This is a genomic window from Streptomyces tricolor, from assembly GCF_002155905.1.
In the GTDB taxonomy this organism is placed as follows: Bacteria; Actinomycetota; Actinomycetes; order Streptomycetales; family Streptomycetaceae; genus Streptomyces; species Streptomyces tricolor.
In genome coordinates this window covers 12,766-23,815 of sequence record NZ_MUMF01000263.1, presented here as the reverse complement: position 1 = coordinate 23,815, position 11,050 = coordinate 12,766, and the positions used below count along the sequence as shown (strand labels likewise).

Annotated in this window: 13 protein-coding genes and 1 pseudogene; 6 read left to right on the top strand and 8 right to left on the bottom strand. The window is 68.8% G+C overall.

Annotated features, from left to right (window positions below; genetic code table 11):
- Positions 1–2: 2 nt before the first annotated feature.
- The 5 genes from CCN44_RS19465 to CCN44_RS19445 all read right to left on the bottom strand — a co-directional run bounded on the left by CCN44_RS19465 (position 3) and on the right by CCN44_RS19445 (position 5,346).
- Entirely contained in the window at positions 3–1,073 is a 1,071-nt protein-coding gene (locus CCN44_RS19465) for an NAD-dependent epimerase/dehydratase family protein (protein WP_079080868.1), read from the bottom strand.
- 66 nt (positions 1,074–1,139) lie between these two features.
- Entirely contained in the window at positions 1,140–2,402 is a 1,263-nt protein-coding gene (locus CCN44_RS19460) for a nucleotide sugar dehydrogenase (RefSeq protein ID WP_086698403.1), read from the bottom strand.
- Positions 2,395–3,192, bottom strand: coding sequence for a class I fructose-bisphosphate aldolase (locus CCN44_RS19455; RefSeq protein ID WP_143649854.1), 798 nt, complete (start codon positions 3,190–3,192; stop codon positions 2,395–2,397). The genes CCN44_RS19460 and CCN44_RS19455 overlap by 8 nt, the downstream gene beginning before the upstream one ends.
- 20 nt (positions 3,193–3,212) lie before the next feature.
- Positions 3,213–4,250: a phosphotransferase enzyme family protein gene (locus tag CCN44_RS19450; RefSeq protein ID WP_158103120.1), complete on the bottom strand. Its 1,038-nt coding sequence runs from the start codon at positions 4,248–4,250 to the stop codon at positions 3,213–3,215.
- A gap of 703 nt (positions 4,251–4,953) precedes the next feature.
- On the bottom strand, positions 4,954–5,346 hold the full coding sequence (locus tag CCN44_RS19445; protein WP_086698400.1) for a hypothetical protein: 393 nt from the start codon (positions 5,344–5,346) through the stop codon (positions 4,954–4,956).
- A 652-nt stretch (positions 5,347–5,998) separates the two neighbouring features.
- On the opposite strand from CCN44_RS19445, the gene CCN44_RS19440 reads away from it, so the two are divergent.
- Positions 5,999–6,478 (top strand): allene oxide cyclase barrel-like domain-containing protein, encoded by a 480-nt coding sequence (locus CCN44_RS19440; RefSeq protein WP_059247770.1) that lies wholly within the window; start codon positions 5,999–6,001, stop codon positions 6,476–6,478.
- 507 nt (positions 6,479–6,985) lie between these two features.
- Here the strand turns inward: CCN44_RS19440 and CCN44_RS19435 are convergent.
- Together CCN44_RS19435 and CCN44_RS46315 are read right to left on the bottom strand one after the other, a co-directional pair.
- Positions 6,986–7,660 carry a lytic polysaccharide monooxygenase auxiliary activity family 9 protein gene (locus CCN44_RS19435; RefSeq protein ID WP_462509655.1) on the bottom strand — a complete coding sequence of 225 codons (675 nt, stop codon included), beginning with the start codon at positions 7,658–7,660 and terminating at the stop codon, positions 6,986–6,988.
- Between the two features lie 618 nt (positions 7,661–8,278).
- Complete coding sequence (locus CCN44_RS46315; protein ID WP_189397340.1) at positions 8,279–8,419, bottom strand: hypothetical protein; 141 nt, start codon at positions 8,417–8,419, stop codon at positions 8,279–8,281.
- Between the two features lie 87 nt (positions 8,420–8,506).
- Here CCN44_RS46315 and CCN44_RS46310 point away from each other — a divergent pair.
- A pseudogene (locus CCN44_RS46310) lies at positions 8,507–8,629 on the top strand (hypothetical protein); the annotation flags it as partial.
- Between the two features lie 15 nt (positions 8,630–8,644).
- Here CCN44_RS46310 and CCN44_RS46305 read toward each other — a convergent pair.
- Positions 8,645–9,259, bottom strand: a complete 615-nt coding sequence (locus tag CCN44_RS46305; protein ID WP_167404004.1) for a hypothetical protein — start codon at positions 9,257–9,259, stop codon at positions 8,645–8,647.
- Between the two features lie 250 nt (positions 9,260–9,509).
- On the opposite strand from CCN44_RS46305, the gene CCN44_RS45590 reads away from it, so the two are divergent.
- From CCN44_RS45590 to CCN44_RS19415, 4 genes are all read left to right on the top strand, one after another.
- Positions 9,510–9,845: an alpha/beta hydrolase gene (locus CCN44_RS45590; RefSeq protein WP_208639799.1), complete on the top strand. Its 336-nt coding sequence runs from the start codon at positions 9,510–9,512 to the stop codon at positions 9,843–9,845.
- Positions 9,846–9,848: 3 nt separating this feature from the next.
- Positions 9,849–10,031, top strand: a complete 183-nt coding sequence (locus CCN44_RS45585) for a hypothetical protein (RefSeq protein WP_208639798.1) — start codon at positions 9,849–9,851, stop codon at positions 10,029–10,031.
- 198 nt (positions 10,032–10,229) lie between these two features.
- Positions 10,230–10,430 carry an alpha/beta fold hydrolase gene (locus CCN44_RS45580; RefSeq protein WP_208639797.1) on the top strand — a complete coding sequence of 67 codons (201 nt, stop codon included), beginning with the start codon at positions 10,230–10,232 and terminating at the stop codon, positions 10,428–10,430.
- Positions 10,431–10,506: 76 nt separating this feature from the next.
- Positions 10,507–11,031 carry a GMC family oxidoreductase gene (locus CCN44_RS19415; protein WP_308406206.1) on the top strand — a complete coding sequence of 175 codons (525 nt, stop codon included), beginning with the start codon at positions 10,507–10,509 and terminating at the stop codon, positions 11,029–11,031.
- The last annotated feature ends 19 nt before the right edge of the window (positions 11,032–11,050 follow it).

Here is an 11,050-nt window from a genome sequence, read left to right as displayed (position 1 = left end):
ATCTACGACCTCGCTTCCGGGGAGGGGTGGGTGTTACGTGTCCCGGCGAAGTAGGACACCGTTGTTCGCAGCCCTTGGTCGAGGCCGACGACCGCCTCATAGCCCAGCTCGTGCCGCACCAGATCGAGATCGGCGAGAGCGGAGGCCACGTCACCGGCCCGCGGAGGCGCTGGGGTCGCTTCCAGGGCGGCGATCTCCGGCCGGCCGGCGACCGCCGCGACGTGGGAGCGCAGGGTCTCGAAGAGGGCGTTCAGGGATGTGCCGTGCCCGGTGCCGACGTTGAAGAGCTGGTGGTCGCCGGTCGCGCGCACCGCTGCCAGGAGATTGGCGTGAACGACGTTGTCGACGTGCGTGAAGTCCCGGGTCTGGGTGCCGTCCCCGTAGATCACGGGTGATTGTGCGGCCAGCAGGGCACGGATCCAGCGGGGGATGACCGCCGAGTACGGCCCGTCCGGGTTCTGCCGGGGCCCGAAGACATTGAAGTAGCGCAGCCCGGTCAACGCTGTGGCGGAGTTGCGGTGCAGGACGGCTGCCAGGTGTTCCATGGCCCGCTTGCTCACCGCGTACGGCGACATGGGCTCGCCGAGGACGCCTTCTCGGCGCACCGGGGAGGAGGTGTCGCCGTAGACGGAGCTGGAGCTGGCGTACACGACGCGTGGTACGCCGGCCTCGACCGCAGCGCTGAAGAGATTGACCGAGCCGATGCTGTTGGTCTCCAGCACCTGGACGGGCTGGGCCATCGACCGGGGTACGGAGTTCAGGGCGGCCTCGTGCAGGACGACATCGACCCCGCGCACGGCTGCATCGCAGTCCGGCCGGGACCGCAGGTCGCCTTCGATGAGCCGGAAGCGCGCCCACCGCTCGGGCCCGACCCGGGCCTCCACGTCGGCGAGGTTCTCCTTCTTCCCGGTGGAGAAGTTGTCCAGGCCCACGACGCGCCGGTCGGCCGTCAGCAGTGTTTCCAGCAGGTGCGAGCCGATGAAACCGGCCACACCCGTGACCAGCCAGCTATCGGGCAGTTGGTTGCTCAGTTCTCCGTCGACTGATCGTAATGCCGACAAACTGTCCTCCATCGGGCAGTGAGGGGGCGGAGGAAGGAAAGTGAGGGCAAGCGAAGGGGGAAAGGAGGGGCAACGCGACTACAGGACCGCGACGTCGCGGTTGGCGAGCCAGCCCCGGGTGTCGAACAGCAGACGCGTCCTGGCGCCGTCGACATGCTCCCGGTAGAGAGAGTGCCACTGCAGCACGATCGTCAGATCGACCGCCCCCAGGGCGGTGTCCAGATCGCCGGCGTACGGCACGACCGCGCCGTCGACGGCCCAGCTCCGGACGAAGGGGTCGTGGTACGAGACCTCGGCGCCCTGACTCCTCAGGTGACGCACGACATCTTCCGCGGGAGACTCCCGCTGGTCGGAGACGTCCGCCTTGTAGGTGACGCCGAGGACAAGGACACGGGAACCGGCCAGCTCGGCACCCTCGCGCCGGAGCATACGGGCGGCGCGGTCCACGACGTAGCGCGGCATACCGTCGTTGATCTCCTGGGCCAGGTCGATGAGTTCGGACCGCCGGCCCAGGACCCGCGCCTGGTAGGACAGATAGCGGGGGTCGATCGGTATGCAGTGGCCGCCCACGCCGGGGCCGGGCTGGAAGGCGGCGAAGCCGAAGGGCTTGGTCGTCGCGCAGGCGATGGCATCCCAGACGTCGACACCCAACTCGTGGCTGAGCATGGCCATCTCGTTGACCAACGCGATGTTGACCTGCCGGTAGGTGTTCTCCAGGATCTTGGCCATCTCGGCCTCCCGGGTGCTCTTCGCCGCGACGACCTTGACGACGAAGCGCCCGTAGAAGTCCATGGCGCGCCGTGTGCAGCCCGGGGTGTATCCCCCGACGACCTTGGGAGTGTTGCGTACGCCGTATTCGGCGTTCCCCGGGTCGATGCGTTCGGGCGAGAAGGCGAGCGCGAAGTCCTCACCCGCACACAGCCCGGACTCCTCCAGGACGGGCCGAACGATGTCGTCCGTGGTCCCGGGAAAGGTCGTGGACTCCAGCACGACCAGCATGCCGCGACGCAGATGGCGTCCCACCATGCCGGCGGCCTCGATCACCATGGACAGGTCGGGCCGCCCCTCGCCGTCCAGCGGTGTCGGCACGCACACGACGACCACCCGGGGCGCCCAGAAGTTGTTCTCGTCGCAGGTGGCCGCGAAACCGGCCGCACGCATCTGTGCCATGTCCTCGTCGCTGACGCCGTCGACGTGGGACTTTCCCGCGTTCAGCCCGCGGACCACGTGCGGACTGACGTCGAAGCCCCGGACGTTCAGGCCGGCCTGGACGGCTTCCCTGGCGAGCGGCAACCCCACATAGCCCAGCCCGATGACCAGCAGATCCACCGGTTCAGACATGGGCGTGCTCCCCGTGAACGGCAGCCGCCAAGCCGCGGATGGTCTCCACGGGTTTGCTCGCCGCCCAGGCACGGCGCCCGATCGCGGCACCGCCGATGCCTTGGTTCACCGCGCGGCGGAGGAACTCTTCCAAGTCCGTCGACGTGTCCGGAGGTCCGCCCGCCACAACGATGGGCACCGACGTGCTCTCGACACACTGTGCGATCACGGCGGGATCGTCGGGGAGAGAGGTCTTGATGACATCGGCTCCGATCTCCTCCGCGATCCGGCAGGCGTGCGCATAAGCATCGGATCCCAGTCTGTCCAGAGCCTCCGGCCGGCTGTACACCGTGACCAGGACGGGAATTCCCATCATGTGCGCACGTTCGGCGAGTTGAGCGATGATGCGAGCGTTCTCGAGATCACCGGACGAACCGAATTTGAACTCTCCGCACACGGCGTCCGCCGCCTGGGAGGCAGCGTATTCCACCGAATTGAGGAGTACGTGGTCCACCCCCGTAGCCAGGCGTCCGGTCAGGGCGAGAATGACACCGAGTTTCTCGGCCCCGACCCCGGAGAGGCAGCCGACCATTCCCGGCCTGAGCATCACCGCGTCGGCGTTCCCGAGCACTGCGGCCTCGATGATGGAGCGAGGCCGCTCCAGGCCTCCGCTCGGCCCCATGGTGATGGCATGGTCGAGCGGGATTATCAGACTCCTTCCGGTGTCCGGAGAGAATAATCGCCGTAATCGGATCTCCAACCCACCGAAAGAACTCGACTCTCGACTGCCGGCCCGACCGCGATCGTTCACGTGCTTCCCCTTCCCTTGCTCTACGAGATGTGGGCAAGATTCAGATAACCGGGATACCTTCCGGTGTTCAGATAGTCTCGCATGAGACCAAGGATTCCCTTGGCACGGACCGGTCCCCACTCCATGACGGCTTGGTTCGCGGATCCCAGAATGAAATTCAGGATGATCGTGTCGCGCATGACCAGGAATTCGTTCAACAGACCCACCGAAGGCGGAAAGTCCCGAACGGAACGGTATCCACGACTGTAGCTCGCTGCGAACTCCGGATAATCAGCGGCCTTGCAGGACCGCAGGAAGGACGAGAGCACGGTGGCCACGTCGAGCATGTAATACCCGAGCCCGCAGTCATCGAAGTCGATGACGGCCACGTCACCTTCCGGGGTGACCACGAGGTTCCCTCTGTGCAAGTCAGCGTGGATCAGGCCCCACTCAGCGGCGGTACGCTCGGGCAGCCGGTCGCGCACCGCCTCCCTCACCTGGGCCAACAGGGCCTGCTCCTCGGCGCTGAGCCGCTCACGCGCCAGCGGACTGAGCGCCGCTGCCCCGTGGTCGAAAATCTCCGCATGACCCCACTCAGGACGGGAGAAGTCAGCCGGGAGGCGATAGTGCATCGCATGCTCGTGAAGTTTCGCGGTGACACGTCCGAGTTCCTCGGCCATCCGCCCGTTCAAAGACCCGGGGGAAACCTTTCCGGGAATCCACTCGAACATCGCGGTCGTCACCGCCTCGGGCCACCCCGGACGAGCATGGACCGACACCTTTCGATCCGGTCTCGCATAAACCGGCTTCGGAGCGATGATCGCCTTCTCGGCGATCAGTGATTCCATCCACTCCAACTCGGAGCACTGCTCCTGTGGGCTCCGGCCGTCACGTACGGACATACGCAAGACGTACCGCGCGTCACCTGCTTCCACCAGATAAACCGCGTTGTCCTCGAACTGCAGCAGTCTGATATCACCCGCGATGACACCGTGATACTCGAGGCAGTCAAAAGCAAGGGACCGCAATTTCTTTCGCTGAGTAGCTCGCGTCAGCTTCTCGAAAGGTAGAATCGTCAACTTTCCGTCACCTAGGTCGACAGGGGTTCTCCCTGCTCTTCCTGATATGGCACCTCGCCACCTGCGGGCGCTAGATACCCCCGGCGTAGCCCGAACGGCTCGCTGAGGCGATGAACCGATGCTCTCAACGATGCATGGGCCATTCAAGTAGGGTCTTGGTTCCCGTGGCTTGATGGTTGTCGCACTCCCGGAGGAGCGCGGCGGATCGTGAGTCCGCGCCACGTTTGCATCTGTGCAGGTCATTGATGCGAAAAGTCCGCTGCTGTAGGTCGCGGCTTCTCGCCGAACGGACCATCCAAAGCCCCCATCCTGACCGGTTAAACACCCTACGCCGGCGGACGTGCCGTGCTGGCGTCCCCCGCCGGTGTCGGCTCAGTGCCGTGTCCGGTGCAGGTGGTCCGCTCAACGGCAGATGCAGCTCTTGCCCGCCCAGCTCACGATCCGGCAGCACGCCCCGCTGCCCGGCGTCCCTCGGTGACGGTGACTCAGATCGTCGAGCGGCAGGCCCCTCCTGCACGGGGTTGGCCCGGCACCCGGGCCAACCGCAACCCGAAGGCAGACAAGGCCGCCGTCATCGAGGACACTGGGTACCCCACTCGCAGCACGCCGGGTCCAATCACCCGAACACGACGAGTGCCCCCGTATACGCGGAGGCTCGCCGTTCCACCTTCAGCCGGCGTGAGGCCAAGTGGACGCCGGGCACCTAGCCGTCGCCCAGCGAGCGTGGCGCCTGCGGCGTTCCGCTGCGTCGAGCGGCCAGGAGCGGCCGTCCGTCCCCGCTCCCTATGTACGACCGGGGAACCTCCTCACTCGAAGCCGTCCGGCGGTCAGTCGGCGGGGGCGACTTCCTCGGGCCGGCCGGGAGCCTCCGGCAGGTGCTGGCCAGCATCTGCTCCAGCACCTCATAGAACTTGCCGGCCCGCTGGCCGCGCCGACTGCCGAAGACCTCCCGCTCGGTGGTGAGCAGCAGCAGCCAGTACGTACCGGTCATCCGCCTCCGGCCGGCCGCCCGGATCGTGCTCAGCAGGCACCGGTTCTCGGGTTTCTTCAGCTGCCACTGCCCCTGCACGGACGTCACCAACTGGCAGGCGGCCATCCGCAGCTGCTGGCGCAGTTGCAGCGGTTCCTCGTCCCGGACGGGTCGTCCGCCCCGGGACGCAGTCGGGCGCGCGCGGCGCCGGACTCGGCGCGTACCGGCGGCGTGGTGCCGGCCGCCGCGAGCACGGGGACGGCGTGGTGTGCGGTTGGTGCCGCGGGTTCCGCTCCAGTGTGTTCCGGCGCTGCGGGCACGGGCTCGTCCGGGGTTGCGGCCGGTGCCTCGCCGACGCAGGAGCCGGTCCGGGCATGGGCGGCCGGCCCGGCCTGCATCTCGGCGTACGCGCCACCGGCGCGGCGAAGTGGCGGCGCCTCGTGCAGCCGGCGGCATTCAGCGGAGGACGGGGCGCGAGGTGTCGGGCGCCCCGGCTCTCAAGGACCTGGCGTGATCCCGCCACCGGCCACGAGCCCGCCCCGCAGGCGCAGCGACGGCTCGATCACCACCCACGCAGCGTCAGAACTCCCCCCATCCCTCGCCACCAGACCAACGCTCCGGTGACAACGAGTGTGCCCGCCATGCCTCCCGTGGCATGACGCCATAGCGATATTCGTCTTGGACGTAGGGATCCCGCCCGCCATAGCGTCGTAACCGTCGCACAGAGCAGTTCAAGTGCCCTGTGCCGCACGGAAGTTCCATCGCGAGGGGATTCATCATGCCCATGAAGAGGTTCGTCGCCGTCTCCCTGGCCGCCGCCACCCTCGGCGTCCTCGCCGTCGGCAGTGCCGGTGCCGCCGACACGGCGGCGGCACCGAAGAAGCGCGTCGAGGTCCTCGAACTCAAGGTCGAGAACCTCCAGTACGAGTCGGTCGACGTCGGCGCGGCAGGGCCGAGCCAGGGCGACATGAACGCCTTCTCCGGCACCACGTCGAGGGACGGCCGCATCGTCGGACTCGGGGGCGGTACGTGCGAGGTCGTCCGCATAGAAGGCGACAAGCAGACGTCGCAATGCGTGATCACAGCCCGGCTCGAGAAGGGCTCCCTGACCATGCAGGCCCTCTGGGAAAGGGGAGCGCCGGAGCTCGAGATGGCCATCACCGGTGGCACCGGCGTCTACAAAGGCGCGAGCGGCACCGCCTCCTACTGGGACATCGCCACCCCGGACGAGCGCATCCGCGCCGAGATCGTCCGCTGACGCGCCCCGCCGACGGGGGTACGAGAAGGGGCGCGGCCACCCGGCCGAGCCCCTTCTGGCGTTCCCGGCCTGATCGGAGAGCCACCCTCTGGTAGTGCTTCGTCAGGTTCTGGCTCTGGTTCTCCGGCAGGGGCGGCCGCAGGTGGTGCAGGTTCCGGCAAGAGATGGGGGTGGGGCCGGTGATCTCGTAGCGGTCGGCCAGTTGCCCCGCTGCCCGGGCCGGCGACGAGGTCGGGGGCATCCGGACCCGGATCACGCCGTGAAGCAGGCCGGTCGGTACCTCGGTGGCCGAGACGCTGCGCGACTCCGGCCTGACGGCGGCGACGTCCCTCGCCTCCGGCAGGATCGTGGTCCTGGCGCCCCGATGAGCCGCGGGGCGCTGACCAAGGTTTTGCCGTCGGGGCAGGGTGACCACATGGGTTCCCCTCCCCGACGCAGCTCGGTCGGCCGGGCGGCGGGTTACCGGCCGCCCGGCCGAGGTCGGTGCCGTGTGCGGCGCTCCCCGGCTCAGCCGAAGTTCACGTCGCTGCACCACATGTAGGCCTGGTCGAGGTGCGAGGCCTGCCAGATCACGAACAGGATGTGGTGTCCGGTGTAGCCGGAGGTCTGGACGGGGAACGTGATGTCCTGCGCCGGGGCGAAGCGGCCGGTCTGCGTGATGAAGTCAAGGTTGCCCCAGCCCAGGGTCTGGGTCTTGGGGTTGAAGCCCTGCTTGCTCACGTAGACCTTGAAGTAGTCGGCACCGTGGGACGCCTGGTCGTACAGGTGGACCGTGAAGTTGTTGCCGACGGTGGTGGTCCTCCACGGCCCGGGCTTGTTCAGGCTGGCGTTCCGCGAGAGGTTGTTGCTGCAGAGCGTCCCGTCGGGGGTCCGCGCCTGGAACTGGCCACCGAGGCCGTCGCGGAGCGCGCTCATCCAGTTCCACATGGTGTCGGGGTTGGCCTGGAAGGCCTGCCAACACATGGGGTCCTCGGTCTGCATGGCCGGGTTCGTGTGGTTGCTGCCCCACGTCTTCCAGCACTGGTACGCGCGGGAAGCGGGGTCGACGACGGTGCCGTGGGCCTGGGCGGGAGCCGACCAGGTCAGTGCGCCGACAACCACGGCGAACAGCATGGCGAGCGCCTGGAGCGGCCGGCGGAGGGACGACCGCGAACGCCCGGTTAACGGACTCTGTTTGCGCATGTGGGGGGAACTCCTTCCAGTGGCAAGCTGTCATGGGAGCGCTCCCAACGGTAGGACTTCTGAGTGAAATGTCAATGAAACGAACGGGGTTGATTACAGGTGGGCAGCAAGCGGGGGGCTGCCGTGGGTCGGGAGTCAGAACCGTTCCCGTGACCGGAAAACGAGACTGTGCCACCGCGCCACATGTCGCCAGGAAGCGCGGCGGCCCCTCGGCGTCTGCCGGGCCGAACGGACAGCAGAGGCGGCGGCCGGGTCGCCGACGGTGTCTGCTGCAGCTGGTGGGGTCCGTCGGACCGCCAGGGCTGTGGCGCCTTTCGTCTGCTCTCCGGCTTGTGCGCAGTGCCGTGGAACCGCGCACGAGCCGGAACCCCGTCACCGGTCGGGCCGGCCACCATCACCTGCTGAGGCGCTGGACCGGCACCTGCACCACCTGCGACCGCCCTCTGCCCGGAACCGAGCCAGAACCTGATGAAGCACCACCAGGCCGTTCCTACGGGCCCGCGCGCAAAAATGTTCGCCCGCGGACGCAGGTCGTCCCGCCGGCCACGCCAACGTCCTGTGTTACGGCACATATGTGCGCGGTGCGGAAGAACCAGGGTCAGGCGGCGGGGCCGGCGGTCACCAGGCGACCGGCAGGGCCTCCACGCCGTAGACCGTTGAGCCCTGGCGGAAGCGGAGGGCCGTTTCGGGGACGGCGAGTGTGAGCGTGGGGAAGCGGCGGAGCAGGGCCGGCAGGGCGATCGCAGGCAGCCTTCGCACGCGTCGCACGCCTGCCCCCGACTGGAGCACGACCACGACGCCGGATTCCCACCGGAGTTCCCGGGCATCGAGGACTTCGCCGGCACGGTGATCCATCCGCAGCACTGGCCGGCGGAGCTCGACCACACCGGCAAGCGGGTCGTCGTGATCGGCAGCGGTGCCACGGCCATCACCCTCATCCCCTCGATGGCCCGCACCGCCGGCCACGTCACCATGCTGCAGCGCTCACCCAGCTATGTGTTCTCGATGCCGGCCCATGACTCCCTGGCCCACGCGCTGCGGAAACTGGTCGGCCACGAACGGGCGCACCGGATGGTCCGCCGCAAAAACATCCTGTTCACGCGCGCGATCTACAAGGCCAGCCGGCGCATGCCGAAACTCATGCGCAGACTGCTCATCGCCAACGTGCGCCGGCAACTCCCCCGGCACTTCGACATCGACACCCACTTCACCCCGCGCTACGCCCCCTGGGACCAGCGGCTGTGCGTGGTGCCCGACGGCGATCTGTTCGAGGCGACCTCGGCCGGGCGGGCCTCGGTCGTCACCGACCACATCGACCGGTTCACCAAGACCGGCATCCTGCTGAAGTCCGGCCAGGAACTGACCGCCGACATCGCCGTCACCGCGGCCGGGCTCACCATGTCGCCCTTCGGCGGAATCCGGCTGAGCGTCGACGGCCGCGAGACGAAACCCTCGGACACCATGGCGTACAAGGCGATGATGCTCTCCGGCGTGCCGAACCTCGTCTTCGCGCTCGGCTACACCAACCTCTCGTGGACGCTCAAGGTCGATCTGGTCTGCGAGCATTTCTGCCGCCTGCTCGACCACATGGACGCCCACGGCTACGACACCGTCGCAGCCGTCCTCGACGACCCGACCGTCGAACGGGTGCCATACATGGATCTGAGGTCGAACTACGTCCTACGAGGCATCAGGGAGTTCCCGCGGGCGGGGACGAGCGGCCCCCATGGACGGTGGAGATGGCGTACGAGAGGGACGTCGAGCGGCTGCGTGAGGGACCGGTCGAGGACAGCGCCCTCCGCTTCACCGCCGGCGGCCCGGTGCCGTCGGCCCGGCCGGAGGCGGCACGGTGAAGCGCGACCTCACCTTCGTCAGCCATGGCGCCCGCTGCGCCGCCTGGCACGTGCCGGCCGGCAGCGACGCCCTGACCGGCCCGGGCGGACGGCCCTGCGTGGTCATGGCCCACGGCTTCGGCGGCACCCGGGACAGCGGCCTGCTGAACTACGCCGAGGGCTTCGCCGAAGCCGGCATCGACGCATTCGTCTTCGACTACCGGGGCTTCGGCGACTCCGACGGCACCCCCCGCCAGGACGTCTCGGTCCGCCGCCAGCGGCAGGACTACCACGCGGCCCTCGCGGCCGCCCGGCGGCTGCCCGGCGTCGACCCGGACCGGGTCGTGCTGTGAGGGGTGTCGTACGCGGGCGGCCACGCCCTCGTCGTCGCCGCCCAGGACGCCCGTGTCGCGGCGGTGGTCTCGCTGACGCCCGTGACCGACGGTCTCGCCTCGCTGGCCCATGTCGTGCGCCAGCCGGGGTCGGCCGGCTGCTGCGCCTGGCCGGGCACGGGCTGCGTGACGCCGCTCGCGCCCTGACCGCTCGGCCGCCGCACCACGTACCGGTCGTAGCGGAGCCCGGGTCGCTGGCCATGATGGGCGTCCCCCGCGCGCAGGAGATCTGCGCGTCGTTCGCCCGTCCCGCCTTCCGCAACGAGGTGTGCGCACGCGCGGCGCTGAAGGTCGGCCTGAACCGGCCCACCACCTTCGCCGGGCGCTTGGGCCTGCCCGGTCCTCGTGCAGATCGGCACGGAGGACCGCATCGCACCGGCCGGGGCGGCCCGGCGGACCGCCCGGAAGGCCGGCCGGCGAGGGGAGCTGCGCGAGTACCCCGTGGACCACCTGGATGTCTACGCCGGACCGGGACAGCGGCGAGTGCTGGCCGACCAGCTCGACTTCCTCGCACGCGTCCTCGATCCGGCGCGTTCGCCCCGGTAACCAGGACGGGCCGGACTCACCGGGGCCGGCGCCGCCTCTTCGTTCGCCACCACGCTGTATTCCTTCAAGGGACGGGATGAGCATGTACGACTACGTCATCGTCGGCGCCGGGTCCGCAGGCTGCGTTCTCGCGGCGCGACTCTCGGAGGACCCCGACGTGCGGGTCGCGCTGATCGAGGCCGGCGGCCCCGACACAGCACAGGAGATCCACGTCCCGGCCGCCTTCCCGCAGCTGTTCAAGTCCGAGCTGGACTGGGACCTCGACTCCGACCCGGAACCCGGCATCGGCGGGCGGCGGACCTACCTGCCCAGGGGCAAGGTGTTCGGCGGCTCCAGCTCGATCAACGCGGTGATCTACATCCGGGGCAATCGCGCCGACTACGACGGACGGGCGGCGGCCGGGGCGACCGGCTGGGGTTACGCCGACGTACTCCCGTACTTCGGACGCTCGGAGGACAACGAGCGCGGCGAGGACATCTACCACGGGGTCGGCGGACCACTGACGGTCAGCGACGGCAGGTCCGGGGCATCCCCTCGCCTCGGCCTTCGTGCGGGCCGCCGAACAGGCCGGGCACCAGGCCAACGACGACTTCAACGGTGAGACGCAGTTCGGTGTCGGC